This window comes from Quadrisphaera sp. INWT6 (assembly GCF_015390235.1).
GTDB lineage: Bacteria > Actinomycetota > Actinomycetes > Actinomycetales > Quadrisphaeraceae > Quadrisphaera.
Window position 1 is genome coordinate 223,925 of sequence record NZ_VUOH01000003.1, and the last position, 25,658, is coordinate 249,582.

Genomic DNA, 25,658 nt, shown 5'->3' on the forward strand with positions numbered 1-25,658 from the left:
AGCCAGCCCGTCACGCTCAGCAACTCCGTGCCTGGCGCCTCGACGGCCACGACCGGTGGAGGGACCTTCCTCACCGCTGTGGCGCGCCGCACCGCTCAGGGCGACTACCGGGTGCGCGCCAAGCTGCTGCCCACGGGTGCCGTGTCCCTGAGCACCTCCGCCGTGGTCGGCGGGGTCGAGACGGCCCTCGGCAGCACGACGGTCAGCGGCCTGGTCGTGGCCCCCGGCCAGCAGCTGAGGGTGCGCCTGCAGGTGACGGGCACGCGCCCACCACGGTCTCGGCCAGGGTGTGGCTCGCGGGGACCGCTGAACCGACCGCCTGGCAGCTCACCGCCACCGACGCCTCCACCGCCCTCCAGGCGCCGGGCGCGGTGGGCCTGGTGACCTACCTGTCGGGAAGCGCCACCGCCCCCGTGACGGTGTCGTGGGACGACCTGGCGGTCGTCACCGCCGGCTGACACCGGGCGCCGCAGCGGCCCCGCCCCTCTCGGGCGGGGCCGCTGCGGTCCGCTGCAAGCGACATGCAAGCGGGGTCGGTGACTCTGCGTGCATGACGACACGGCAGAACACGAGCAGCACGACGAGCACGACCCGACGGGCGGCGGCGCTGGCGGGTGCGGTCCTGGCTGCAGCCGTCGGCCTGGCCACCGCGGCGCCCGCGAGCGCCGCCCCGACCGACGCGACGGTGGTGGAGGCGTGGCACCGGGACTTCCTGCAGCGGGGCGCCGGTGCCGCCGATCAGGAGCGGTGCACCGGCTTCATCACGACGTTCGGCGCCGTCGCGGCCGCTGACGACCTGACGAGGACGCGCGAGTACGCCGAGCACCAGGTGGGACAGGTCTACCGGGAGCTCCTGCAGCGCTCCCCGGATCCGGGAGCGGCGTACTGGGTCGACGGGGTGGCCGAGGGCGGGTTCCCGCTGGAGTGGGTGGTGCAGAACGTGCTGGCCAGCCAGGAGTACGCGGACCTGTGGGCGGGCGCTCACGGCTCGAGGAAGCCGTCGGTGACGGCGGGCGCGTGGGTCCTCGCGCTGCTGGACCGCAGGGCGACACCCGGCGAGGAGGCCTACTGGGGTGACCGGATCACGCAGGTCGGGCGTCTCGGCGCCCTGCGCGACCTCTACTACACGCCCGAGGGCGTGCGCCACCGGATCGACGGCCACTACCGGGAGCTGCTCGACCGCCCGGCCGACGGCGGCGGCACCTCGTACTGGTACGGCCTGGAGAGCACAGACGACCGCGCCGTCCAGGTGCAGATCGCGGCGTCCCCGGAGTACCGCGAGCGCAGCGAGCGGCGCTGACCACCGCCCGTCACCCACCCCGCCAGCCACCTCACGGGCCACCCCCGCCGTCGTCGACGGCGGGGGTGGCTAGCGTCGTCGGCCGTGGAGGGGTCGTTCGGCGTCGGGCACCGCACCGACGTCGTGGTGCTGCGGCTGGCCGGCAGCTCGGTGGAGCCCGGCCCCGCGGGGGTCGTGGTGAGGACGCCGGGCAACCCCGCGTACCGGTGGGGCAACTTCCTGCTGGTCGAGGGCCCGACCGCGCCGCACGACGGCGGGGTGGTCCTCGACGCCTACCGGAGCGCCTTCCCCGGCGAGACGACCGTGCGGATCGGGCTGGGCACCACGGCGGGGCGGGTCGTGGTACCTCCCCCGCTGGACCGCCTCGACCTGCAGGCCGACGTGGCGCTGGTGAGCACCAGCGCGCCGGTCGCTCCCGTCCCGAGCGGTGTGGACGTGCGGGCCGTCGAGGGCGGCGCGGGCTGGGCGGCGGTGCTGCGCCTGCAGCGCGAGAACGGCGACGTGCACGACGCCGACGGGGTCGACTTCCTCACCCGCCAGGTCGCCTCGCTGCGCGGCGCGGTCGAGCGCGGCGGTGGCCGGTGGTTCGGGGCGTTCGCCGGGGAGGTGCTGGTGGGGAGCCTGGGGATCTTCACCGCCGGTGGGGGCGGCTCGGACGAGGCCCGCTTCCAGGCGGTGGACGTCCTGCCGGCGTGGCGCGGCCGCGGCACCGCCTCGGCCCTGCTGGCCGCGGGCGGCCGGTGGGCGCTGGAGGAGGCGGGGGCCCGGCGGCTCGTCGTCGTCGCCGAGCGGGACTCGGCCGCGCTGCGGCTGTACCGGCGCCTGGGGATGGGCGCGGCCGGCGCCGAGCTGCAGTGGCGCCTCTCCGGCCCCCTGCCCCTCTGACCGGGCGGACACCAGCGCAGCGCCCCCCGGTCGCGGGAGGCGCTGCGCTGGTGAGGAGGGGTCTCAGGCCCTGCCGCTGACGAGGTCGGCGACGCCGCCGTCGACCCGTGCGCGGCGCTGCGCGCCGTCGGGGGAGACCGAGGGGCTGCACAGCAGCACGAGCAGCAACACCGGGCCGACGAGCGGCACCAGCTGGACCAGGTACCACCAGCCGGAGCGGCCGGTGTCGTGCAGCCGCCGCACGACGACGGCGAGCAGCGGCACGACCGCCGCCGCGACGAGCGCCCAGGTCAGGGGCATCACGCCGACCATCCCGAGCAGCTGCCCGAAGAGCAGGGTGTCGGCGGTGGCGGTGAGGGCTGCCGAGCCGAGGTAGGCCGCGGCGGACCACCCCAGCTCGGAGCGGGTGGCGCGGCCGCTGAAGGCGGCGTACTGGCGCAGGGTCGAGCGGACGGCGTCGGTCGGGGACATCTCGGGCCTCCTGTCAGGAAGGGGTGGGCGGGGGCGAGCCGGGTCGCTGACGAGCCGCTGTCAGGGCTGCAGCGAGCCGCTGTAGAGGCACCCGGTGAGACCGGTGTCGATGCCGTGCTGGAAGGAGCTGGCGCGCTCCTCGGCGCTGCCGTGCGAGGTGGTGTCGGTCCACCCGGTCTCGTCGGCCACGGCCAGCAGGCCGGCGGCCACCTCCTCGTCGTCGCCCTCCTCCCAGGTGACCAGCCCCTGGTCGGAGGCCTCGGCGAGGGTCGCGCCCGCGATGCAGTCGGCCTGCAGCTCGACCCAGGGGGCCGTGAGCTCGGGGTGGCGCAGCTGGATGGCGTGACCCCACTCGTGGGCGACCACCAGGTACGTGAACGCGTCACCGATCTGAGCGGTGCCGTCGAGGAGGAGGTCGTCGCTCACGGCGATCCAGTCCTCGCCCACCGGTTCGGCGCAGTGCAGGGCGTTGGTCGGCGTGAGCGCCTCCTCACCGCCGCACGGGTGGCTGTCGACGCCCGAGGTGTACATGCCCTGCACGCCGGCCTCTCCGGTGAACACGAGCGGAGCGACGTACTCGTCGCCGAAGTACCCCTGGTGGTTGTCGGCCCAGTACTGGTCGACCACGGTGATGGCGTCGGTGAGCTCCTGCTCGGGCGTGACGTCGTCGGTCTCGGTCGTGGCCGCCGCGGGCAGCGCACCCGCGAGGACGGCTCCGGCCGCGGCCACGACGACGGCGGCCGGACGGGTCAGGGAACGGGTGGGACGGGTCGTGCTGGGCATCTCGATCTCCCTCGTCGTGGCGCCCCCGGTCGGGGCCGCGGTCGTCCGCTGGTGACGAGGACGACGGTGGCCGGGCGCGCTTGCAGACCGCCTGCAGGCGGGTTGCAGACGACGGGTCCTGGACGGTCGGCGCCAGCCCCGGGCAGACTCGCCGGCGTGCTGGGGGCGGCACCGGGCGACGGCGTCCGGGTCGGGGTCCTGGGACCGCTGCGCCTGCAGGTCGACGGCGAGGACGCGAACCCCGGCGGCCCGGTGCCCCGCGCCCTGGTGGCGCGCCTGGTGCTGGCGGGTGGCGCGACCGTGACCGACGCCGCCCTGGTCGAGGACCTCTGGGGAGAGGACCCCCCGCCCAGCGCGGCGACGGCGCTGCAGGCCTACGTGTCGCGGCTGCGCAAGGTGCTGGAGCCGCGGCGCGCCCGCGGTGCGCCCGCCACCGTGCTGCTGCGCCGGGGTCCCGGGTACGCCCTCGCGCTCGGCGAGGACGCCGTCGACGCGACCCGCTTCGAGCGGCTCGCCGCCCGGGCCCGCCCGCTGGTGGAGGGCGACCCGCGCGCCGCCGTCGCCCTCCTCGACGAGGCCCTCGCGCTGTGGCGCGGCAGCGCCTACGCCGACGCCGACGGGCGGGAGTTCGTCCGCCCCGAGGCGCACCGCCTGCACGAGCTGCGGACCACGGCCGTCGAGCACCGCCTGGCCGCGCTCCTCCACGCCGGGGAGCTGGCAGAGGCGGTCACGGGCCTCGAGGCGCTGGTGGCCGTGCACCCGCTGCGCGAGCGGGCGTGGGAGCTCTGGGCGCTCGCCCTCTACCGCCAGCACCGCCAGGCCGACGCGCTCGCCGTCCTCGCCCGCCTGCGCGACGTGCTCGCCGAGGAGCTCGGGACCGACCCGGGCCCGGCCGCCGCCGCGCTGCAGGAGGCGGTGCTCGCGCAGGACGCGTCGCTGCTGGGACGGCCCACGGCCGTCACCGCGGCGGCGCCGGAGGCGCTGCGGCGCACCCACAACCTCCCGGCGCGGCTGTCCAGCCTGGTCGGACGACGCGAGGAGGTCGCCGACGTCGAGGCCCTGCTCGCCGAGCACCGCCTGGTGACGCTGCTCGGCACCGGCGGCGCGGGCAAGACGCGCCTCGCGCTGGAGCTGGGCCGGGCGCACCTCGACCGGGGCGCCGACGGCGACGGCCCGTGGCTCGTGGAGCTCGCGGGCGTCCGCGACGCCGCGCTCCTCCCCCAGACGGTCGCGACCGCGCTCGGGCTGGCGGGAGCCGCCGACCCCGCGTCGCTGGCGGGCGTGGTCGGCGGTCGGCGCCTGCTGCTCGTGCTGGACGACTGCGAGCACCTCGTCGCCGGGGTCGCCGAGCTGGTGGAGGCGCTGCTCGGCGCCTGCCCCGGGGTGCGGGTGCTGGCCACCAGCCGCGAGCCGCTGGCCGTGGAGGGCGAGGTCGGGTACGACGTCCCGCCCCTTTCGGTGGGCGCCGACGGCGACGCGGTCGCCCTGTTCCTCGCCCGCGCCGCCGCCTCGGCGCCCCGCTGGCGGCCGCAGGACGGCGACCTGGCGCACGTCGAGGAGGTCTGCGCCCGCCTCGACGGCCTGCCGCTCGCCCTCGAGCTGGCGGCGGCGCAGCTGCGGGCGCTGTCGCTGCAGCAGGTGCTCGAGATGCTCGACGACAGGTTCTCCCTGCTGCGCGGCGGCCGGCGCACCACCAGCCGGCACGCCACGATGCTGGCCGCCGTCGAGTGGTCCTTCGACGTGCTCGACGACGACGAGCGCGCCGTCTTCTGCGACCTGTCCGTCTTCGACGGCGGCTTCACCCTCGCCGCCGCGAGGGAGGTGCTGGGGCGCGACGACGTCGTCGTCCTCCTGGCCGACCTGGTGGCGAAGTCGCTGGTCGTCACCGCTCCCGCCTCCGCCGGGCGGCGGCGCTACCGGCTGTTGGAGACGCTGCGGCAGTTCGGGGCCGCGCGCCAGACCCCCGAGCGCGCCGCCGAGCTGCGCGCGCGCCACGTCGCCTGGGTCGTCGGCCTGGCGGCCCGGGCGGACGCGCTGCTGCGGGGCCGGGTGTCCCTGGCGGCCACCTCGGAGCTGCACGAGGAGAGCGCCAACATCCGCGCCGCCATCCGCCGCGCGGAGCCCGCCGACGCGCTGCGCATCGGCGCCGGCTTCTACTGGTTCTGGTACCGCGAGGGCCTGGTCGCGGAGGGTCTGGGCCAGCTGCTGCCGGCGCTGGCCGCCGTCGCCGCCGACCCCGACGGGCCACCGGGGCACTCCGTGCGGGCACGGGCCGCGCTGGGCGCCACGCTGCTCAGCTACCTCGCGGGCGACCTCGCCGCCGTGGGGACCCACCTGCAGCTGGCCGGCGCGGAGGCCGCGGCCAGTGACGACCCGGCGGCCCAGGCCCAGGTGCTGTGCACCGTCGCCTACTTCGAGGCGCTCGCGGGGCAGACGGAGGCGGCCACCGCCCACACCGAGGCCGCCGGCGCCATCATCGCGGCGACCGGCAACCCCACCGCCCGCGCCGAGCTGCTCATGGTGGAGGGCGCCACCCTGCGCGCTCGGGGCCTGGCCGACGCCGCGGCCGCCCGCCTGGAGCAGGCCGTCAGCGCCGCCGACGCCGTCGGCTACGACTGGGTGGCCATCTCCTCGCGGTGGAACCAGGCCAAGGTCGAGGTCGACAGGGAGCGCTGGGACGCTGCCCGCGCCGCCGCCCTCGACTCCCTGGAGCGCTGCGCGCGGTCCTCCGAGACGACGTCGTGGCTGGTGGCCCTGGCCACGCTCAGCCACATCGCCCACCGCACCGGCGACGACGAGGGGGCGGCCGAGCTCGCCGGTGCCGTCGCCTGGATCGGAGGCCGCATCGGCTTCTCGCCGTCGATGATGGACCCCGACCTGGAGCGCTACGCCGCCGAGCTGGCCGCGGACCTGCCGCCGGAGGTCTTCGCCGCCGCGGCCGACCGCGGGCGGTCGGTGTCGCCCTCGCAGCTCACCGAGCGGCTGCTGCGCCCGTCACCCGCAGGGGCGCACCGGCCCTGACCCACCGGCGCCGTCAGCGCATGAGGTCCGCCAGCTCGGCCCACCACTCCAGGCGGGTCGGGCGCCCGTCGTAGCTGGCGCGCCGGTTGGCGCCCGAGGCGCTGGGGAGCACGAAGACGCGGCTGCTCGCCACGGTCCACGGCGCCTCCCCCAGCCCGAGCGGCGGGTGCCCCGCCCCGGCGGCCCACGCCGCCGCAGCGGCCTTGCCGTGGAAGGCGACCCACGCGGGGGCGGCCTGCTCGACCCGCGCCCGGAAGGCTCCGAGGTCGGCGCCGGTGGCCCGCCCGCGCGGCCGGGCCGGGTCGTGCACCAGGTGCGCCAGCCCCACGCCGGCCTCCGGGAGCAGGGCGTCCTCCTCCGGCGCGTAGCGGCGGGCGGTGATGCCCGAGGCGTGCAGCAGGTCGTAGAAGCCGTCGCCGGGGCCGGCGTGGTGGTGGCCGCGACCCGCCGCGCAGGCGGTCACCGCGGGGCTGACGACGACGACCCGCAGGCCCGGGCGCCAGTGGTCCCTCAGCACGGGCACCACGCTGGCCGCACCTCGCTCGGGCGGCGCCGGGAGCACTCGTCGTCACCGTCGACGAGCGCGACCCGCTGTGCGGTCACCCGGACGCTGCCGTGGTCGGGGTCGCCGTGGACAACGGTGGTCGGGCGGCCGGCCAGCCGCGTCCGGGCGGCACGGCAGCGCGCCACGGCCTCGGCGGGCACGGCGTCCAGGTCCACCTCCGCACCGGTCGTGGTGCTCAGCAGGCGCAGCGCGTCGGCGACCCGTCGCCGGTCGGCCCCGGTCGGCGGCGGCTCGAGCAGCTCGCTGCGCGTGCCCCACGGCGCCAGCTCGTCCCAGCCCACACCGCCATCGTGCCCGAGCGGCCGCGCTCAGTCGCCGCAGGTCTCGAAGGCGTACCCGTCGTCGTCGGGGGTGAGCAGGTCTTGGTCGCGCAGGACCACCTGCGGCGGCCGGTCGGAGTCCCGGCACAGCTCGGCGAACCCGTCGGCGCCCAGCTCGTCGGTGTACTCGACGTCGAGGAGCACCGGGTAGTGGGCGAGGTAGGCGTCGCACTCGTCGAAGACCGCGCACGACTCGGCCACGGCGAAGTCGAACCCGGCCTCGCGCAGCCGCCCGGCGAGCTCCGGGGTGTTCTTCTGCGCGATCGCTAGCCCTGCGCGGTGGGCCACCTCGGCGTACGCCACCGCGAGCGCCGCGTCGTCGTCGGCGCTCAGCGCTCCCCCGGAGCGGGTCCAGCTGTCGAGGTTGTCGACCTCGACGGCGTCGTAGCCGTCGTCGGCGCACCCCTCGACCCACGGGCCCACCAGCTCCACGAGGGCCTGGCGCTTCGCCGCGGTGGAGGTGTCGAACAGCAGCTCGTCGGGCCACCCGGGGTCGGCGAGGGGTCCGTCACCGGTCTGCACGAGCAGCTCGGGGTGGTCGGCGGCGAAGGCCGCGGAGTCCTGCGGCTGGGTCTGGAAGCCGTTGACGTAGCAGACGTCGTACCCGAGGTCGGCGGGCTCGGCGGTGCGGTCGCGGACCACCACCTCGACCCCCGGCGCGGGCGGGTAGGGGCCTCCCAGCTGGTAGTCGAAGGCCGCGCCGGCCGGAGGCGCCGCCCACCCGGGAGCCTGCGCCGTCGAGCAGCCGACCAGGGCCAGGCACGCGGCGGCCCGCGCACGGCACGACGACGACGGCGCGGCGAACGCTCACCGGGGTGCTCCGGCGACCGCGCCGGTCTGCGGGCGCGGTCCGTACGTGAGCCGCCGCAGGAGCACCTCGGCGGGGCCGGCGCGTCCCGCGCGCTCGAGCGCCACGCAGAGGGCGACGCCCAGCAGGTAGGTGCCCACCGCCACCAGCGAGACGACGGCGGTGCCGCTGCCGTCGCCGAGGCCGAGCCCCCAGGTGGCGAGCACCGGCACCATGACGAGGCTCTGCAGGAGGTAGCAGGTCAGCGAACGCCGTCCCACCGCGACCAGCGCACCCGTGACCGGACCGCCGGCCTCCCGGACGGCGACGAACCAGGCCACCCCGCGAGGAAGGCCGCGGCCCCCGCCAGGCCTGTGAGCCCGTGCAGCGCCGCGGCGGCGGCGTCGGCCCAGGTCGGCCAGGCGACCAGCTGCAGGGATGCCGCGACCAGCGGCAGCGCACCCAGGACGCTCACCGCGATGCCGCCCAGCGCGACGCGCCGCAGCAGCGGGAGGTCCTCCTCGGGCCGCTCGAGGACGCCGCGGCGGGCAGCGAGCAGCCCGAGCACCGCCGGCGGCAGGAGCATGAGCACCAGCAGCGGCGAGACCGCCAGGAGCGCCGGTGCCCCCACGGCCCGCAGGAGCAGACCGCCCGCGAAGGTCTCGGACGAGAGCCCGAACAGCCCCTCCTCACCCACGGGCGTCGAGAACCCGTCGAAGGCTGCGAAGCCGACGGCCAGCGGCAGCGCGAGCCCGCCCCACCACAGCAGCGCGCGGTCGGAGGCGCGCAGCCAGATGCCGACGACCCCGAGCCCGAGCACGCCGTAGCTCAGCAGGATGTCGCCGTCGAACAGGAGCACGCCGTGGACGAGGCCGAAGACGGCGAGCCAGGCGCACCGGCGCAGCAGCACCGCCCGCGCCTGCGGCCACGGCAGGCCCGCGTCCCACATCCGGCGCGACATGACGACGATCCCGAAGGCGAACAGCGCCGTGAACACCGGAAAGGCTCGGTCGTCCACGAAGGTGCCGACCACCGCGTCGACGACCCGGTCGGCGGGGCCGGCCTCCTCGGGGCGGAACCCCGGGCCGAGCGCCAGCCCGGTCAGGTGCAGCGGGGCGTTGGCGAGGGCGATGCCCAGCAGCGCCAGGCCCCGGGCCAGGTCGGGCGCGAGGGCTCGCTCGGTGCGCGGCAGGGGTCCTGTCACTCCCCCACCCTGTCAGGGGCCGCTGCGCTGGCGGGCTCAGCGACCTGCGGCCCGTGCGAGCTCGCGCCCTGCGCGCTCCAGCTGACCGCGGTCAGCATCGCGGTGACCGCGGTCACCTGGCGTGGTGCGCTCCTGGGCCAACGCCACGACGACTGACCGCGGTCACCTCCAGCACTGACCGCGGTCACCTGCCGTGGTGCGCTCCTGGGCCGACACCGCGACGACTGACCGCGGTCACCTCCAGCACTGACCGCGGTCAGCTGGCGTGGGGCAGTCCGCGCGAGACCGACCAGGGGCTGGGTGGTGGTCGCTACCGTGCGCAGATGGCCACGCGCGACCTCGGGGCCCGCCCGGCGAGCGCCGCTGACGCTGCACGGCTCGCCGAGGTCCACGTGCTGGCCCCCGGAGCACCACACGACGAGCGGAGGACGCATGCGGCGAGGTTCCGGCGGCTGGTTCGGGCCGGGGGTGCCGCACGAGCGGCTGCGGTGGACGCGGCGCGGGCGGCGGCGGATGGCGCAGGTGACGGCCGAGCACGCCGGGCTCGCCCGCCGGGACGTGCGCGACGACGTGACCCGTGGTGGACCTCGCTCGCCGCAGCGCTGCGCCGCGAGCCGGAGGCGTTGCGCTCCTCCGTCACCGGCGCGCGGGTCGCGGCCACCCGGCCGTGGCTGTACGCGTGGGTGCACCTGCCGACCGGGCGGGTCGTCCACGCGGGCACGACGACGCTCGACCCCCACGTCCGCGCCTGGGTGCACCTGACCGACGCCGACCCGGAGCGGGGCCGGGTCGGCGCGCTCGTCCGCTCGCGGGAGGACCTCGACGAGCTGGACGCCTTCGAGGTCTGCGCGGTGCGCCTCCCCGACGAGGCCGACCGGCCCGCCGCGAGGCGGGTCCTGCTGGACGCGCTGCTGGCCAGCGGCCGGCTCAGCGAGGACCTGGCGCAGCGGGCAACGGGCAGCGGCTCAGCAGCGAGCTCGCCGTCGTCCGCGGAGCCGACGGGGGCAGCGGTGCAGCGCAGCGTCGACGTCCTCGTGCGGGAGGTCCTCAGGTCGCGCTGGCGGTGACGCCCGGCGCCGCACGACGGGGTCGCGTCTGTCCGACCGCCGACCGCCGACCGTCAGCGGTCGAGGGCCTCCACCGCGCGCCGCAGGAACGGGTCCGCGCCGGCGTGGTCGTCGGCGGTGACCGTCACGACGGCGTCGTCGAGGAGGAGCAGCACCTGGCCGTGGGCGCCGTGCAGCCGCCAGGCACGACCGGGACCGCCCCAGCCCGCGAGCGCGTAGCGGGTGTACCCCGGCCCCGCGCCGTCGCGCGCCGTCCAGTCGGAGTGCATCGCGTCGACCCACCGCGGGGAGACGAGCTGGCGCCCTTCCCAGGCGCCGCGGTCGCGGAGCAGCTGGCCGAGGCGCGCCAGCTCCTCGCTGCGCAGGTGCAGGCCCTCGGCGGCCTCGACGAACCCCAGCGGGCAGCGGTCCCAGTCGGGGGCGTCGATCCCGAGGGGCTCGAACAGCCGCGGGCGCAGCCAGTCGTGCACGTCGCCGACCGCCGCCGCGAGGGCGCGCATCGCGGTGTAGGTGCTCGCCGAGGAGTAGTGGAAGGCGCGCCCCGGCGCCGGCCGGGCCAGGAACGCGGCGGCGACGTCGGGCACGTCGGTCGTCCACGTCGGTGACCAGGGCATCTCGATGCCGCTGGTCATCCCCAGGAGGTGGCGCGTGGTGACGGTGTCCGTGCCGGCACCGGTGGCCAGCTCCGGCAGGTACCCGGCCACCGGGGCGTCGACGTCGAACAGCCCTGCGTCGCTGGCGGTGCCGGCAGCGAGCACGCACATGCCCTTGGCCACCGACTGGATGTCGCGCGCGACGTCGTCGCTCCAGCGGTGCACCACGCGCTCGTCACCAACCTGGACCTGGACCGCGTGGGCGCCGAAGCCCAGCTCGTCGGCGTCCTCCACGAGCTGGTCGAGGACGGTCTGCGCGCGGCCCACGGCGCCAGTCTGCCCGCCGCTCAGGCGGGCAGGAGCCGCAGCGCGAAGGGGTCGAGCGAGCCGGGCAGGGGCCGCTCGGCCGACAGGCGGGGCCGCTCCGGACGCCACTCCCCCTGCGCCAGCGAGGCGAGCAGCGTGCTCGTCGTCAGCAGCACCACGCCGCGACCGGGACACATGCCCGGCCCGGCGCTGAAGGGCACCAGCGGCCAGTCCGTCGCACCGCTCGGGTCCTCCTGCCCGTCGGCGTCGAGCCACAGCTCGGGGGCGAGGCGGTGAGCCTGCGCCAGCCGGGAGGGGTCGCGGTGGAAGAAGGGGGCGAAGACGAGCACGCCGGTGCGCTCGGGCAGCTCGCCGGTGCGCCAGGCCGTCGTCGCCGTGGTCTGGCGCAGGACGGCGGGGGTGGTGGGCCACAGCCGCAGCGACTCCAGCACCACCGACCGCAGCACCGGTCGTCGTGCGACCGGAGCCGCGGGGTCGGTCGACGGCGCAGGCGCCTCCTCCCGCACCCGGCGGGCCGCATCGGGGTGCGCGGCCAGGAGGTCCAGCGCCCGCGACGAGGCCCACGCCGCAGCGTCGAAGGCGAAGAGCCACTGCGGCACCTGCTCGTGCGGTGCCACGCCGGGCCGGGCCGGTGTGCCGGCCACGAGCGAGGCCAGGCTGCCCGGCTCCGCGGCGTCGACGTACTCGCCCACCCGGCCGAGGAAGCGCTCGCGGCGGCGGTGGTCGACGGGCGCCAGGCCCGACCAGTTGGCGCGACGGCGCAGGGCGAGGAGGTCGTCGGTGACCTGCTCGTCGTCGCGCGCGGCCTCCCCGAGGGTCACCCGGCGGACGGACCGCCACCAGGCCCGGGACAGCAGGGACCAGCTCAGGGCGCCCTCCGCCCGGGCCTGCTCGGCCAGCTGCTCGGCCTCCTGGGCGACCACCGCCGCGAAGGGACCCGCCAGGTGGTGGAGCGGCTGGCCCGCGTCGAGCACCGACTCGTTGAACGGGCGCCGCTCGCGCCGGTTCCGGGGCGAGCTGATGAGGACGCCACGGGGCTGGAAGTGGGCCAGCGCCCCGCGCTTCTCCGGAGACGCCGGGGAGAAGGGCTCGGGGGCGCCGTCGAGGACGCGGCGGACGTCGCCGGGCTCGACCGGGACCACGAAGGACCGGCCCGGCAGGCGCAGGTGGACGGGGTCGGGTCCGTGGCGCTCCCGCAGGCGGGTCACCGTGCGGACGGCGCGCGCGTCGAGGTCGAGGCGGGCCGCCGCGGCCTCGAGGCGAGGACGGCGGACGATCGCCCCGCGCGCCGCGACGGGGACCAGCACCCCCAGCACGAGGCGCCCCGCGTCGAGGGCCGAGACGGCGGGCACGCGCCGACGGCGGGCGGCCCGGGCGGCGGAGCGGGTGGCGAGCAGGCGGTCCAGCACCTCCACCACGGTGTGCCCCTCGGGCCGGGAGCGCGAACCGATCAGCGCGAGCCGGAGGCGCCGTGCAGGAGCAGGACGGCGTGGCACCCCCCGCCGAGGACGACCGGTAGACCGCTCACGCGCCGGACGCCGGCGCCGGCCCGGGAGGCGGTGAGCCGGCTCTCCTTGAGGCAGCGGTGACGCGGAGTGGGGGCTCTCACGCGCCACCGCCACCGGCAGGCGGCCGCAGCCGTCCGGGGCTGCTGGACGCCCCGGACTGCGGTCCCCCGGAACGTACGATGTTTCTGATCGTTTCGTCAACGCACCGCGCGGTGACGGCCGACCCGGCTCACCGCAGGTCGTGAGCCTGCGTCAGCGCCGCCCGAAGCCGAACGGGATCGGGATCGGGCCGCAGCAGCAGACGCCCTGCACCCGCTGGTGGGGGGTGAGCAGCGCGACGGCCTGGTAGCAGGCGGCGAAGCGCAGCACCACCGGCAGCACCGAGCGCGAGACGCCCCTCTCGACCACGGTGCGGCGCACGGCGCCGGAGCAGGAGTCGCCCCCGTGGGCGATCCGGTGGGCGCACGAGTACCCCTTCCTCGGGGACAGGCGCACCTGGTACCAGGTGATGGCCCGCTCGACGAGGCGCGCTGCTGGGCTGGGTCCGCTCATGGCCCGATGCTGCTCCCGGAGCCCCGATCACACGCGTCGATCACCGGGGGGCGACGGGCGCGGTCGTGGACGGTGCCGTGGGCGGGGCCGGAGCCGTGCGGAGGTGGTCGGGGGCGCACCGTGCCAGCCTCGGGCTGGTGGAGAGCTACCAGCGCAGCGGGCTGCGCTTCGACGTCACCGACCTCGGCCCGTCCGCCCCGGGAACGCCCGCTGTGCTGTGCCTGCACGGCTTCCCCCAGGACCGGTCCGCCTACGACGGCGTCGCCGAGCGCCTCGTCGGTCACGACGTGCGCGTGCTCGCACCCGACCAGCGCGGGTACTCCCCCGGGGCCCGCCCCCGGGGCCGCCGCGCGTACGCGCTGACCGAGCTGGTCGCCGACGCCGTCGCCCTCCTCGACGCCGCCGGGGCCCAGCGCGCCCACGTCGTCGGGCACGACTGGGGCGGGGTCGTCGCCTGGGCGCTCGCGGCGTGGCACCCCGAGCGGGTGGCCTCCCTGACCGCGCTCTCGCAGGCGCACCCGGCCGCGATGGGCGCCGCCGTCCTCCGCTCCTCGCAGGGGCTGCGCTCCTGGTACGTCGGCGCGTTCCAGGTGCCGGCGCTGCCGGAGCGGGTGCTCGCGAGCGGCGGGGCGCTGGCCCGGACCCTGGTCCGCTCGGAGCTGCCGGAGCACCTCGCGCAGCGGTACGCCGACCGGGCGCTGGCCGACGGCGCAGCGCGGCTGAGCGCGGGCATCGGCTGGTACCGCGCCCTGCCGCTCGGCGGCCGTCCGGTGGGGCGGGTCACCGTCCCCACCACCTACCTCCACGGGTGGCGCGACCCCTTCTACTCCCGCGCCACCGTGATGGGCACGGCGCGCCAGGTCACCGGCCCCTTCCAGCGGCGGACGCTGGACACCGGCCACTGGGTGCCCGAGCTGGAGCCCGACGCCGTGGCGGCGGCGGTGCTCGAGCACGTCGAGGCGGACAGGATGGCCGCATGAGCCAGCACCCCGACCCCACCGCCGACGCCGTCGCCGCCGAGCCGCAGCTCGACGTCACCTCCTTCACGCAGGACGACGCCGTGGACCTCGGCGTCCTCGCGCTGGAGGTGGTCCGCGAGCGCGGTGCGAACCTCGCGGTGCGCGTGGAGCTCGGCGGGCAGACGGTGTTCCTGGCCAAGACCGGCAGCACGGACGCGAGCAACGAGCCGTGGCTGGAGGGCAAGTCGCGGGTGGTGCACCGCTTCGGCGACCCGTCGCTGCTGGTCCGGCTGCGCCACGCCGAGGCGGGCACGCCCTTCGAGGGCCGCGACGACGTCGACCACGACCAGCTCAAGGCGCACGGCGGCGCGGTGCCGCTGCGGGTGCTCGGCGAGCTGGTGGGCACGCTCACGACGTCGGGCGAGCCGGACGTCGTCGACCACGCCGTGTCCGTCGAGGCGGTGCGGCGCTTCCTGTCGCGCCGGACGTGATCGTCAGCCGCTAGCGTCCAGCGGGTGCCGACCTCCCCCGTCCCCGTTCCCGAGGCGGTGCTGGCCGCCGAGCGCCGCGCCGTCGAGCGCTCCTTCGCCCACTCCTGCGAGCAGGCCACCGGTCGCGTCCTGGCGGTGCTCGCCGCGTCGGTGAGGCCCGGCGGCCGGGTGCTGGAGCTGGGCACCGGCGTGGGCGTCGGCACCGCGTGGGTCGTCTCGGGCCTGGAGGGCCGCGAGGACGTCGAGGTCGTGACCGTCGAGCACGACCAGGCGCTGGCCGAGCTGGTCCGCTCGACCGACCTGCCGGTGACGGTGCTCACCGGCGACGCCGAGGCCCTGCTGCCGGGGCTGGGCACCTTCGACCTCGTCTTCGCCGACCCCGAGGGCGGCAAGTGGACCGGGCTCGACCGCACGGTCGCCGCGCTGGCCCCGGGCGGGGTGCTCCTCGTGGACGACATGGACCTGAGTCGCTACCACCGCACCGACCACGTCGCGGCCGTCACCGCGGTGCGGGACGCGCTCGTGGGGCACCCGGACCTGGTCACCGCCGAGCTGCCCGTCGGCACGGGCCTGCTCGTCAGCACCCGCCGTCCGGCCTGACCGGTTCGTCCCCGGACGGCCTGCGACCCACCGCCGGAACGCCCGCGTAACACGATGTGAACATTCCGGTCCTACGTTCTGGGCGAGTCCGGCGCGCCCCGACCCCGGGGACGGCGCCGCCAGCCCACTCCCGAGGAGCTCGCATGAGCGGCAGCGCCGCCCGTCTGGACGCCATCCGCGCCGTCAAGTCCTACGTCCCCCCGGCGCCGTCGTTCGCGGCGCACGAGGCGCCCGGCGCGATCTTCGGTCAGAACGTGTTCTCCCGCGACGTCATGCAGTCGCGGCTCCCCAAGGCCGTGTTCCGCTCCGTGGTCTCGACCATCGACAGCGGCTCCCCGCTCGACCCGTCCGTCGCCGACGCCGTCGCCTCGGCGATGAAGGACTGGGCGATGGACCGGGGCGCCACGCACTACGCCCACGTCTTCTACCCGCTGACCAACCGCTCCGCCGAGAAGCACGACAGCTTCCTGGAGCCGGACGGCGAGGGCTCCTCGATCGCGGAGTTCGCCGGCAAGACCCTGGTGCAGGGCGAGCCCGACGCCTCCAGCTTCCCCAACGGCGGCCTGCGCTCCACCTACGAGGCCCGCGGCTACACCGCCTGGGACGTCACCAGCCCGGCGTACATCCTCGAGAACGCCAACGGCAACACCCTGTGCATCCCCACGGTGTTCGTCTCCTTCACCGGTGAGGCGCTCGACCTCAAGGCGCCGCTGCTGCGCTCCCAGCGGGCGATGGCCACGCACGCCAAGCGCGTGCTGGCGCTGTTCGGCCACGACGAGCCCGGCAACATCGTGTCGTACAGCGGTCCGGAGCAGGAGTACTTCCTGGTCGACCGCAGCTTCTCCCTCTCGCGCCCCGACCTGCTGAACTGCGGTCGCACCCTGTTCGGCGCGACGCCGCCCAAGGGCCAGGAGTTCGACGACCACTACTTCGGGTCCATCCCCGACCGCGTGCTCGCCTTCATGCTCGACGCCGAGCGCGAGCTGTTCAAGGTGGGGATCCCCGCCAAGACCCGCCACAACGAGGTCGCCCCGGGGCAGTTCGAGATCGCCCCGATGTTCGAGCAGGCCAACCTCGCCGCTGACCACCAGCAGCTGCTGATGGTCACCATGCGCAAGGTCGCCCAGCGCCACGGCATGGAGGTCCTCTTCCACGAGAAGCCCTTCGCCGGCGTCAACGGCTCGGGCAAGCACGTCAACTTCTCCTTCGGCGGCGGGAGCGTCGGCAACCTCCTGCTGCCGGGCGACACCCCGCACGACAACGCGCAGTTCCTGGTCTTCTGCGCCGCCGTGATCCGCGCGGTGCACCGCCACGGCGGCCTGCTGCGCGCCTCGGTGGCCTCCTCCACCAACGACCACCGCCTCGGCGCCAACGAGGCCCCGCCGGCGATCATCTCGATCTTCCTCGGCGCCCAGCTGGCCGACGTGTTCGACCAGGTGGCCAAGGGCGGCGCGACCTCCTCCAAGGAGAAGGGCACCCTCGCGATCGGCGTCGACACCCTGCCGGTGCTCCCCACCGACCCGGGCGACCGCAACCGCACCAGCCCGTTCGCCTTCACCGGCAACCGCTTCGAGTTCCGCGCGCCGGGCTCGCTGCAGTCGATCGCCCCGCCGATGACGACGATCAACACGATCGTGGCGGAGTCCCTCGACTACGTGGCCACCCAGCTCGAGGCCAAGCTGGCCGACGGCGAGGACTTCAACCACGCCGTCCAAAAGCTGCTGGAGCAGATCGTCTCCGACCACGGCGCGGTCATCTTCAACGGCGACGGCTACTCCGACCAGTGGCAGGTCGAGGCCGAGGCCCGCGGGCTGAAGAACCTCAAGACGACGCTCGACGCGCTGCCCGAGCTCATCACGCCCGAGTCCCTGGAGCTGTTCTCCAGCTACGGGGTGCTCTCGGAGCAGGAGTCGCACAGCCGCTTCGAGGTGGCCCTCGAGCAGTACGCGCTGTCCGTGGGCGTCGAGGCCAAGCTGTCGCTGGAGATCGGCTCCACGACCATCCTGCCGGCCGCGGTCCGCTACCAGACCGAGCTCGCCCAGAACGTCGCGGCGCTGAAGGCCGCCGGCGTCGAGGCCGACACCTCCCTCCTGGAGGGCGTCTCCGCTCCGCTCGCCGCGCTGCGGTCGGCGGTCACCGAGCTTCGCTCGGCCATCGGCCACCACGCCAGCGGCGGCACCGCGGGCCACGCCCTGCACGCCCGCGACGTGCTGCTGCCGAAGATGGCGGCGGTCCGCGCGGCCGCCGACGAGCTGGAGACCGTCGTCGCCGACGACCTGTGGCCGCTGCCGACCTACCAGGAGATGCTGCACATCCTCTGACCGGTCCCAGGCACCACCCGGCGTCGGCCTCGCTCCCCCCGGGGGGCGGGGCCGACGCCCGTCGTGGCCGCTCCTGAGCGACCGCACCCTCCGCGGAGGGTGCGCGTCAGCCCTCCGTCTTCTCCAGCGCCGCGTAGGCGTACTGGAGGGCGTCGGCCGCGGCGACGACGGTCATGCCGGCGCTCACCCACCGGGTGGCCCGGGGCGCCGCGGCGTACGACACCACCGCCGCCGTCCCCACCCACTGCCCCAGGCAGAACGGGCAGGTGATGAGCTCGCCCACGGCGTGCCGCACCGCACCCGAGCGCGGCTGCTCGAGCACCTCCCCCGGTCCTGCCGGCTCGGAGAACACCGTGAAGGGGGCGCGCAGCGGCGCGACGACGGCGTCCTTGGTCACCGTGCGGGTGAGGCGGTAGACCGCGACCGACATCAGGGCCAGGTCGCCCGGGGTCGGCAGGGCCGCGTCGCGGCGGTGCCGCGCGAGCAGCCCGGCCGCGGCGACGGTGCTGATGGCGTACCCGCCCATGAGCAGGGCGTACCCGGTCAGCGGGCGCTCGTCGCGGTCCTCGGGGTCGGTGCCCTGCTCCTCGTACTCACGGCGGGTGCGCAGCCACCAGCGGGTGGCGGCGGCCAGGGGCCCGCGGTGGGAGTGCGCGGCCCTGCCGAGCCGCTCGTCGGTGTCCGGGGTGCCGCGGTCGTCGGAGGTGCCGTCAGAGGTGCCGTCGGTGCCAGCAGTGGCTGCGCTGGTGTCGCTGGGGTCCATGCACCGCCCGTACCCCGTCGCGCGGCAGATGATCGCGCGCGCCCGAGGCGTGCCCCGACCGGCGGACCCGGGCTAGCGTCAACGGGTGCCTGAGGAACGCTCCACGCCCCGCGCGCTGCTGGACGGGGTCGTCCTCGGCCTGGTGCTGATGGCGGTCTTCACCACCGCCTGGAGCGCCAACACCCTCGGCACCTGGCCGGGCGAGGTCGGCACCGCGCTGACCGCGGTGGGTGTGGCCCTGAGCGCGTGGTTCGTGGTGACGGCGGTGCGGCTCGCGCGCACCCGGGGCCGGGCCTCCACGGCGGTCACCGCCGAGGAGGAGCGCTGGCAGCGGCGCAGCGGGCGGGCGTTCGGCCTCGTGTTCGCCCTCGAGGGCGTCGTCATCGTCGCGGCGGTGAACGTCCTCGCAGCGGTGGGACGGCCCGACCTGGTGCTGCCGACCATCGCGCTCGTCGTCGGCCTGCACTTCTACCCGATGGCGCGGATCTTCCGGCGACGCATCGACACCTGGCTGGCCACGGCGCTGACCGCGGTCGGGCTCGCCGGCCTCGCCGCGCTGATGCTCACGGACGCGAGCCGGGACACCGTCTGGGGCCTGGTCGCCTGCGGCGCAGCCCTCACCACCGCGGCGTACGGCGCGTACTTCACGCGGACGGCGGGCGACCTGCTGTCCCGGACGAGCGCATGAGCGCCCGCCTCGCCGAGGACGCCGACCGGCCTGACGGCCCGGACCGGTCGGCCGAGGGCTGCTCCCGGGGGGGCAGCCCGGCTCCTCAGGGGCGCAGGGCGCGGGAGAACCGCTCGACCAGCACCTCCGCCGCGGCGCGGCCCGGTGCCGTGGGCAGCACCGGGTAGACGTGCAGCTGGCCCGCGGCCTCGACGAGCTCGACGTCGACGCCGGCGGCGCGCGCCTTCTGGGCCAGCAGGTGGGCGTCGGGGTTGAGCACGTCGCGGGTCCCGGTGAACACGGTGAGGGGCCCCAAGCCGGCCAGCTCCCCGAAGAGGGGGCTGACCACGGGGTCGGTCAGCGGCAGGCCCCCGGACCACGCCTCCGCCAGGACGACGCCGCCGGGCGTCGCCAGCCACGGGTCGCTGGGCTGCACCTCGGGGATGCGGGGGTTGCTCCACGTCAGGTCGAGCGCCGGCGAGACGAGCACCGTCGCGGGCAGCCGCACGCCGTCGTCCCGCAGCGCCAGCGCGGCGGACAGCACGATCTGCCCACCGGCGGAGTCCCCGAGCACCCCCGTCCGCCCGTGGCGCTCGGCGCTCTCGCGCACCAGCTCGACGACGCGGTCGCGCACCGGGCGCGCCGTCCCCCAGGGCACCAGCGGGTAGATGGGGACGGTGACGACGACGCCCGCGCCCGCGGCCACGTCGGCGGCCATCGCCCACTGCTGCCGCTTGATCTCGTTGACCCAGCCACCGCCGTGCGCGTACACGACACCGCCCACGGGCGGGCCGGCCACCGGCGTGAGGGTGTACACGGGCCAGCCGCGGTCGCGGACGACGTCGACGCGGACGTCGCGGCGCAGGGTCCGCGGCGGCCCGTACGCGTCGGGCCGGACGGTGGCCTCGCGGATCCTGCGACGTGCGCCCTCGGCGGTCACGAAGGTGCGGTTGAACCGCAGCGCCCTCATCGCCGGGGGGATGAGCAGGCTCGCGAGGTCGTTCACGGCGTCGTCTCCAGGGCCTCGAGGAGCGGGGCGGGCCAGATCCTGTCGGGCGGGTGGGGCAGCCGCACGTCGGGGCGGCCCGCGAGCACCACCGAGGCGCAGTGGTTGGAGCAGATGAGCCGGTCGGGCCGCGACAGCGCCAGGCCCAGCCGCTGCAGCGGCGGGAGGTGGAGCAGGTGCCCGGCGATGCGGGTGATCTCACCCCAGTCGTAGCCCTGCCCGAGGAGAGCGCGGCTGCGCGCCAGGCCCAGGTCGCGCTCGGCGCCGCTGCGCCAGGGGCGCACGACGACGACGGGCTCAGCGGCCAGGTCGCGGACGCGCTCGCGCAGCCCCGAGCCGCCGCCGTCGGGCCCGTCACCGCCGTAGGCCTCGTGGCTGCGCCAGACGCCCGGTCCGGTGCGCTCGACGAGCACCCCGCAGTGCGCGACCGTCGAGCGGCTGGCGCGCCGGATCACCCAGCCCTGCAGGCCCCGGCCGCCCGAGAAGAACAGGTCACCCGGCTCCGGCGTCACCCGCGCCAGTCTGGACGACGCCGCCCTCGAGCACCTCGCGAGAGCGGCTGGTGGACACCCGGGTGTCGCCGGCGACCTCGCGGACGCCCACGCGCACCCGCTCGTAGGGGACGACCTCCAGGGAGACCACGGGACGCTCCTGCGAGAGCACGAGCTCCAGCGGGGGCTGCTCCCCCGCTGGAGCCGGGCCGCCGTCGTCGGGCTCGTCGCTCCCGAGGGGCTGGCGATCGACGCGCAGGACCTCCCGCCGGACGGTCACGGTGACGGAGACCTCCTCGGTCACCACCTCGCGGCGCAGGCGCACCCGCTCCCGGGGTGCGCGCCGGGTGCCGAGCTCGACGCGCTCGGCGGACAGCACGACCTCAGTCACGGGCGAGGGGACGCCGGTGGCCCGGCCCCCCACGGGGTCCGGGCCACCGGCGCTGGTCACGGTCGGGTCAGATCCGGCCGTCGCGGGCGGTGCCGCGACCGGTGCCCTGGTCGGCGCGCTCGGCGTCGGCGTCCAGGTCGAGGTCGGCGTGGCGGCCCGAGGCGCGGGTGCCGGCGTCGTCCAGCTCGATCTCCTCCTTGCTCACGTCGGCGGAGACGGTCTGGGTGTCGCGCTCGGTCTGGGTGCCGAGGCGCACGCGCTCGACGGGCTCGACGGTCTTGGAGACGACCGGGACCTCCTCGTGCAGGACGATCTCGTGCTCCTCCTCGGACAGCTGCGCCCCGGAGGTGGCGGCGCCGCGGTTGGCCTCGGTGATCGGCTCGCGCTCGATCGTCACCTCCTCGTGGGAGGTGCCGACCTGGGCGGTCTGGGTCTCGGTGACGACGTGCTTGCGCAGGCGGGCGCGGCCCGCCTCGCGGCGCTCGGTGCCGACGTGGAGGCGCTCCTCGGAGCGGGTCATCGCGTCGTCGGTGGTGGGGCCGGAGGTGTCGTGGCCCTGCACGCCGGCCTCGCCGGAGCGGTCGCGGCGGGAGTCGGTGCCGAGCCCGGCGCCCGTGCCGGTTCCGGTGCCGCCGGGGACGGTGGCCTCACCGCGGGCGGCGCCCAGCTCGTCGAGGCCCTCGTAGTCACCGCGGTGCGTGCCGGTGCCGCCGACGAAGCCGTCGCCGCGCCCGGTGCTGTCGGCCGTGGTCTCGGTGCGGCTGTCCGTGCCCCTGCCCGCAGCGCCGGCGGAGCCGATGCCGTAGTGCTCGAAGAGGCGGTCCTCCTCCTCGCGGCTGATCTGGCCGTCGGCCTCGGTGCGGGGCGCGTCCTTGACCTGGTCCTTGGTGTAGGGCACCCGGATCTCGTCGCCGGAGGTCGTGGCCTGCGCGAGCGGCACGAAGGTCTCCGCGGTGCCGAACAGCCCGGTCTTGACGGTGACCCACTCGGGCTGGCCCGAGTCGTCACCGAGGTAGATGTCGCCGACGCGGCCGATCTTGTCGCCGTCGGAGGAGTAGACGGTGGCGCTGCGCAGGGCGTCGATGGTGTCGTTCGAGGGGGTGTCGAGGGCCACGGGGGACTCCTTCGCGTGGGGGCCTGTCAGAGGACCTGTGAACGCCGGTGCTCTCCACCGTTCGACGGATGGGCACTACCCCCCGTCACCGCATCCATGCGCGCCGGACTTACAGCGTTCTGCTCTGCGGGGGAAAGTCATGGGCAGCGCGAGGGAGCTGCCCGACGTCGCTGCCCTGCGCGCAACGTTGCACCGAGTGCATACTCGTCGGGTGCTCCAGCAGAAGCTCGACCGCCGCGCGGCGCTCAAGGCGCGCCACCGCGCGGCCATCGTCGGCGCCGCGCGCGAGCTGATCGACGAGCACGGCGTCCACGCCCTGTCCGCGGACCAGCTCGCGGGGCGCGCCGACGTCGCCCGCCGCACGCTGTTCAACCACTTCTCCTCCCTCGACGAGATCGTGGTGGCCTGCCTGGAGGCCGAGCTGCAGGCGGCCCTCGCCTCGGTGGAGGACGCCGCCGGCGCCACCGAGGCACCCACCCCCGGGGCCCCGCTGGACGACCTCGAGGCCCTGCTCCACGCCCCCGACCTGGCGAGCGCCGTCGTGCGCATCTCGCGCCTCGTGGACGGTCCCGGAGACACCACCCGCGCCGAGCGCGTGCAGCAGGAGGCGGTGCGGCACGTCTCGGAGCCGCTGGTGGCGCGCCTGCTGGCCCGCCACCCGGGGCTGGCGCCGCTCGACGCGGCGCTCGTCACCACCACCGTCATGAACGGCATGGCCGTCCTGGCCGCCGCCTGGCTGGAGGAGACCGGCGGCGTGCTCGACGACGCCGCCCGCCGCCGCTGGGACGAGCTGCTCGACCACCTCTTCAGCACCCTGCGCCGCGGCTTCCCGGCCCCGCAGACCTCCTCGACACGGACCCCGACGGAAGGCGCCTGAGATGGCCCGACTCCTCCACCGCCTGGGGCTCGCCACCTCCGGCCGGCCCCGCACCACCATCAGCGCCTGGCTCGTGCTGCTCGCCCTCGGCGTGGTGGGCTTCCTCACCCTCGGCGGCACGCTGTCGTCAGCGGTGTCCATCCCCGGGACGCCCACGGCCCGCGTGGCCGACCAGCTCACCACCGAGTTCCCCGACGCCAGCGGCGGCTCCGGCACCGTGGTCTTCCACGCCGAGGACGGCGCGGCGCTGACCGCCGACCAGCAGAGCGCCATCAGCGCGCTGCTCGTGCAGGTCGCGACCGAGCCGGGCGTCACCGGCACCGTCGACCCGTTCGCCACCGAGGCGCAGCGCACGGAGCAGGCCGACCAGCTGACCGCGGGCCAGCAGCAGATCGAGCAGGGCCGGACCCAGCTCGAGGCCGGTCAGCAGCAGCTCACCGCCGCCCGCGAGCAGATCACCTCCCTGCCGGCGTCCGCGCAGCGCTCCGCCCAGGTGCAGGCCCAGCTCGCCGCGCTGGACCAGCAGCAGAGCCAGCTCGACGCGAACAGCGCCCAGCTCGAGGCGCAGGCGACCCAGGCCGACCTCGGCTCCCAGCTGCTCGACGCCTCGCAGGAGGTGCGCCAGGTCTCCACCGACGGCAGCACCGCCCTCGGCGTCGTGCGGTTCGCCGACCCGGTCCAGGAGGTGACCCCCGAGGTCAAGGAGGGCGTCGTCGACGCGCTCGAGGGCACCTCGATCCCCGGCGTCGAGGTCGAGCTGTCCAACGAGCTCGTGCAGACGACGCCGGAGGTCTTCGGCCCCGGGGAGGCGCTCGGCCTGCTGGTCGCGGCGGTCGCCCTCGTGGTCGTGCTGCGCACGCTGCTCGGCGCCGTCGTGCCGCTGGTCTCCGCCGTCGTCGGCGTGGGCGTCGGCGTCACCGCCGCCCTGTCGCTGTCGGGCCTGGTCGACATGCTGTCGATCACCCCGGTGCTCGGCGTGATGCTCGGCCTCGCCGTCGGCATCGACTACTCGCTCTTCATCATCAACAGGCACCGGCGGCAGCTGCGCGACGGCGCCGGGGTGCGCGACTCGATCGCCCTGGCCACGGGCACCTCCGGCAACGCCGTCGTCTTCGCCGGGCTCACGGTGGTCATCGCCCTGGCGGCGCTCAACGTGACCGGGATCGGCTTCCTGGGGCTGATGGGCTCCATCGGCGCCCTGTGCGTGCTGGTCGCCGTGGCCATGGCCGTGACCTTCACCCCGGCCGTCCTGTCGCTGCTGGGCCTGCGGGTGCTGAGCCGGCGCGAGCGGCACCACCGCGAGCGCCTGGTCGGCCCGGGCGCCCTGCCGCCGCACCGCGCCGAGACCCCTCCCACGCCCATGAGCACGGCGCGGGCCGTGGTCACCGTCGTCGTCGGCCTGGCGGCGCTGGCCGTGGTCGCGATCCCGGCCCTGGACATGCGCCTGGGCCTGCCCGACGGGTCCGCCGAGTCGCGCGAGAGCACGCAGTACAAGGCCTTCGAGCTCACGGCGGAGTACTTCGGGGAGGGCACCAACGGCCCGCTCCTGGTGGTGGCCGAGCTCGACCAGCCGGTGGCCGAGGCCGACCGGCTGGCCGAGCAGGTGCAGGTGGTCGACGCCGTGACCGCGCTGCCCGACGTCGTCGCGGTCGCCCCGATCGGCTTCTCCACCGACGGGCGCCTCGCCGCCTTCCAGGTGGTGCCCCGCGGCGGCCCGACGAGCGTGTCCACCGAGCAGCTGGTGCGCGACCTGCGCGACCTGTCGCCGCTGTCGACCCAGCAGGGCGAGGCGACGATCGGCGTGGCCGGCAGCGCCAGCGGCAACATCGACGTCTCCGAGAAGCTCGGCGCCGCCCTCCCGGGCTACCTGGCGCTCGTGGTCGGGCTGTCGCTGCTGATCCTCATCATGGTGTTCCGCTCGATCCTCGTGCCGCTCACCGCGACCCTCGGCTTCGTGCTGTCGCTGTTCGCGACGTTCGGCGCGCTGACCGCGGTCTACCAGTGGGGCTGGCTCTCGACCGTCTTCGGCGTGAGCACGCCGGGGCCGGTGCTGAGCTTCCTGCCGACGATCGTCATCGGCATCCTGTTCGGCCTGGCCATGGACTACCAGCTGTTCCTGGTCTCGGGGATGCGCGAGGCGCACGCCCACGGCGTCCCGGCCCGCCAGGCCGTGGTGGTCGGCGTCGGGGCCGGACGCCGGGTGGTCATCGCCGCCGCGGTGATCATGGTGTCGGTGTTCGCGGGCTTCATCGGCTCCGACTCGACGCTGATCCGCTCGTTCGGCTTCGGCCTGGCGTTCGGCGTCCTCGCCGACGCGTTCGTCGTCCGGCTGCTGGTGATCCCCGCGGTGATGCACCTGCTGGGCCGCTCGGCGTGGTGGCTGCCGCGCTGGCTCGACAGGATCCTCCCCGACGTCGACGTCGAGGGCGCCTCCCTCGAGCGCGAGCTGGCCCGCGGCCGGGGTGAGCACGGCCCCGGCGAGCACGGCCCCGGCGACGGCGACCCGACGGGCGACACCGACCGCGACCCGGTGCCCGCCTCGCGCTGACCTCCGGGACCGCAACCGAGCGCCTGGCTGCGGTTCCCGGGCCCTCC

Annotated in this window: 27 protein-coding genes; 12 read left to right on the forward strand and 15 right to left on the reverse strand. The window is 76.1% G+C overall.

Annotated elements, in window-relative coordinates; translation table 11 throughout:
- Positions 1-287 precede the first annotated feature (287 nt).
- From F1641_RS10875 to F1641_RS23210, 3 genes are all read left to right on the forward strand, one after another.
- Positions 288-458: a hypothetical protein gene (locus F1641_RS10875; RefSeq protein WP_194905442.1), complete on the forward strand. Its 171-nt coding sequence runs from the start codon at positions 288-290 to the stop codon at positions 456-458.
- Between the two features lie 92 nt (positions 459-550).
- Complete coding sequence (locus tag F1641_RS10880) at positions 551-1,300, forward strand: hypothetical protein (RefSeq protein ID WP_194905444.1); 750 nt, start codon at positions 551-553, stop codon at positions 1,298-1,300.
- An 84-nt stretch (positions 1,301-1,384) separates the two neighbouring features.
- Complete coding sequence (locus tag F1641_RS23210; RefSeq protein WP_194905446.1) at positions 1,385-2,185, forward strand: GNAT family N-acetyltransferase; 801 nt, start codon at positions 1,385-1,387, stop codon at positions 2,183-2,185.
- A 63-nt stretch (positions 2,186-2,248) separates the two neighbouring features.
- Here F1641_RS23210 and F1641_RS10890 read toward each other — a convergent pair whose 3' ends face one another.
- Positions 2,249-2,656 (reverse strand): DUF805 domain-containing protein, encoded by a 408-nt coding sequence (locus F1641_RS10890; protein ID WP_194905448.1) that lies wholly within the window; start codon positions 2,654-2,656, stop codon positions 2,249-2,251.
- A gap of 60 nt (positions 2,657-2,716) precedes the next feature.
- Positions 2,717-3,439, reverse strand: a complete 723-nt coding sequence (locus F1641_RS10895) for a hypothetical protein (RefSeq protein ID WP_194905450.1) — start codon at positions 3,437-3,439, stop codon at positions 2,717-2,719.
- A 156-nt stretch (positions 3,440-3,595) separates the two neighbouring features.
- On the opposite strand from F1641_RS10895, the gene F1641_RS10900 reads away from it, so the two are divergent.
- Positions 3,596-6,460 (forward strand): BTAD domain-containing putative transcriptional regulator, encoded by a 2,865-nt coding sequence (locus F1641_RS10900; protein WP_194905452.1) that lies wholly within the window; start codon positions 3,596-3,598, stop codon positions 6,458-6,460.
- 13 nt (positions 6,461-6,473) lie between these two features.
- Here the strand turns inward: F1641_RS10900 and F1641_RS10905 are convergent, their stop codons facing one another.
- The 5 genes from F1641_RS10905 to F1641_RS23860 form a co-directional block, all read right to left on the reverse strand.
- A complete protein-coding gene (locus tag F1641_RS10905) occupies positions 6,474-6,977 on the reverse strand; it encodes a mismatch-specific DNA-glycosylase (protein ID WP_194905454.1) in 504 nt (167 codons plus the stop codon).
- On the reverse strand, positions 6,971-7,306 hold the full coding sequence (locus F1641_RS10910; RefSeq protein WP_194905456.1) for a hypothetical protein: 336 nt from the start codon (positions 7,304-7,306) through the stop codon (positions 6,971-6,973). Before F1641_RS10910 ends, F1641_RS10905 begins: the two co-directional genes overlap by 7 nt.
- Before the next feature lie 27 nt (positions 7,307-7,333).
- Positions 7,334-7,987, reverse strand: coding sequence for an endo alpha-1,4 polygalactosaminidase (locus F1641_RS10915; RefSeq protein ID WP_375541479.1), 654 nt, complete (start codon positions 7,985-7,987; stop codon positions 7,334-7,336).
- A gap of 165 nt (positions 7,988-8,152) precedes the next feature.
- The gene (locus F1641_RS23855; RefSeq protein WP_375541480.1) at positions 8,153-8,413 is read right to left on the reverse strand and encodes a DUF418 domain-containing protein; all 261 of its coding nucleotides are present in this window, start codon (positions 8,411-8,413) and stop codon (positions 8,153-8,155) included.
- Positions 8,395-9,336, reverse strand: coding sequence for a DUF418 domain-containing protein (locus F1641_RS23860; protein WP_206691019.1), 942 nt, complete (start codon positions 9,334-9,336; stop codon positions 8,395-8,397). The genes F1641_RS23855 and F1641_RS23860 overlap by 19 nt, the downstream gene beginning before the upstream one ends.
- 623 nt (positions 9,337-9,959) lie before the next feature.
- Here F1641_RS23860 and F1641_RS10925 point away from each other — a divergent pair.
- Entirely contained in the window at positions 9,960-10,403 is a 444-nt protein-coding gene (locus tag F1641_RS10925) for a hypothetical protein (protein ID WP_194905458.1), read from the forward strand.
- Positions 10,404-10,456: 53 nt separating this feature from the next.
- On the opposite strand, the gene F1641_RS10930 is transcribed toward F1641_RS10925, so the two are convergent.
- The 3 genes from F1641_RS10930 to yidD all read right to left on the reverse strand — a co-directional run bounded on the left by F1641_RS10930 (position 10,457) and on the right by yidD (position 13,383).
- Positions 10,457-11,323, reverse strand: coding sequence for a serine hydrolase (locus F1641_RS10930; RefSeq protein ID WP_194905460.1), 867 nt, complete (start codon positions 11,321-11,323; stop codon positions 10,457-10,459).
- A 20-nt stretch (positions 11,324-11,343) separates the two neighbouring features.
- On the reverse strand, positions 11,344-12,741 hold the full coding sequence (locus F1641_RS10935; protein WP_206691020.1) for a cytochrome P450: 1,398 nt from the start codon (positions 12,739-12,741) through the stop codon (positions 11,344-11,346).
- Positions 12,742-13,083: 342 nt separating this feature from the next.
- Entirely contained in the window at positions 13,084-13,383 is a 300-nt protein-coding gene (yidD, locus tag F1641_RS10940; protein ID WP_194905462.1) for a membrane protein insertion efficiency factor YidD, read from the reverse strand.
- A gap of 137 nt (positions 13,384-13,520) precedes the next feature.
- Between yidD and F1641_RS10945 the strand changes: the two genes are divergently transcribed.
- The 4 genes from F1641_RS10945 to F1641_RS10960 all read left to right on the forward strand — a co-directional run bounded on the left by F1641_RS10945 (position 13,521) and on the right by F1641_RS10960 (position 17,754).
- Complete coding sequence (locus F1641_RS10945; RefSeq protein ID WP_194905463.1) at positions 13,521-14,363, forward strand: alpha/beta fold hydrolase; 843 nt, start codon at positions 13,521-13,523, stop codon at positions 14,361-14,363.
- Complete coding sequence (locus tag F1641_RS10950) at positions 14,360-14,833, forward strand: heme-degrading domain-containing protein (protein WP_194905464.1); 474 nt, start codon at positions 14,360-14,362, stop codon at positions 14,831-14,833. Before F1641_RS10945 ends, F1641_RS10950 begins: the two co-directional genes overlap by 4 nt.
- A 24-nt stretch (positions 14,834-14,857) precedes the next feature.
- The gene (locus F1641_RS10955) at positions 14,858-15,433 is read left to right on the forward strand and encodes a class I SAM-dependent methyltransferase (protein WP_194905465.1); all 576 of its coding nucleotides are present in this window, start codon (positions 14,858-14,860) and stop codon (positions 15,431-15,433) included.
- Between the two features lie 143 nt (positions 15,434-15,576).
- Positions 15,577-17,754 (forward strand): glutamine synthetase III, encoded by a 2,178-nt coding sequence (locus F1641_RS10960; RefSeq protein ID WP_194905466.1) that lies wholly within the window; start codon positions 15,577-15,579, stop codon positions 17,752-17,754.
- 106 nt (positions 17,755-17,860) lie between these two features.
- Here F1641_RS10960 and F1641_RS19925 read toward each other — a convergent pair whose 3' ends face one another.
- Positions 17,861-18,517, reverse strand: a complete 657-nt coding sequence (locus F1641_RS19925) for a DUF1360 domain-containing protein (protein ID WP_206691021.1) — start codon at positions 18,515-18,517, stop codon at positions 17,861-17,863.
- A gap of 85 nt (positions 18,518-18,602) precedes the next feature.
- Here F1641_RS19925 and F1641_RS10970 point away from each other — a divergent pair, with 85 nt between their 5' ends.
- Positions 18,603-19,205, forward strand: a complete 603-nt coding sequence (locus F1641_RS10970) for a hypothetical protein (RefSeq protein WP_194905467.1) — start codon at positions 18,603-18,605, stop codon at positions 19,203-19,205.
- 85 nt (positions 19,206-19,290) lie between these two features.
- Here F1641_RS10970 and F1641_RS10975 read toward each other — a convergent pair whose 3' ends face one another.
- The 4 genes from F1641_RS10975 to F1641_RS10990 form a co-directional block, all read right to left on the reverse strand.
- Positions 19,291-20,190, reverse strand: a complete 900-nt coding sequence (locus F1641_RS10975) for an alpha/beta hydrolase (protein ID WP_309225561.1) — start codon at positions 20,188-20,190, stop codon at positions 19,291-19,293.
- Positions 20,187-20,702, reverse strand: coding sequence for a hypothetical protein (locus F1641_RS10980; protein ID WP_194905468.1), 516 nt, complete (start codon positions 20,700-20,702; stop codon positions 20,187-20,189). Before F1641_RS10980 ends, F1641_RS10975 begins: the two co-directional genes overlap by 4 nt.
- Positions 20,683-21,072 carry a DUF2382 domain-containing protein gene (locus tag F1641_RS10985; protein WP_194905469.1) on the reverse strand — a complete coding sequence of 130 codons (390 nt, stop codon included), beginning with the start codon at positions 21,070-21,072 and terminating at the stop codon, positions 20,683-20,685. Before F1641_RS10985 ends, F1641_RS10980 begins: the two co-directional genes overlap by 20 nt.
- Positions 21,073-21,139: 67 nt before the next feature.
- Complete coding sequence (locus tag F1641_RS10990) at positions 21,140-22,186, reverse strand: PRC and DUF2382 domain-containing protein (protein WP_309225562.1); 1,047 nt, start codon at positions 22,184-22,186, stop codon at positions 21,140-21,142.
- Positions 22,187-22,397: 211 nt separating this feature from the next.
- On the opposite strand from F1641_RS10990, the gene F1641_RS10995 reads away from it, so the two are divergent.
- Both F1641_RS10995 and F1641_RS11000 read left to right on the forward strand, forming a co-directional pair.
- The gene (locus tag F1641_RS10995) at positions 22,398-23,063 is read left to right on the forward strand and encodes a TetR/AcrR family transcriptional regulator (protein ID WP_194905470.1); all 666 of its coding nucleotides are present in this window, start codon (positions 22,398-22,400) and stop codon (positions 23,061-23,063) included.
- Position 23,064: 1 nt separating this feature from the next.
- On the forward strand, positions 23,065-25,611 hold the full coding sequence (locus tag F1641_RS11000; RefSeq protein WP_194905471.1) for an MMPL family transporter: 2,547 nt from the start codon (positions 23,065-23,067) through the stop codon (positions 25,609-25,611).
- The last annotated feature ends 47 nt before the right edge of the window (positions 25,612-25,658 follow it).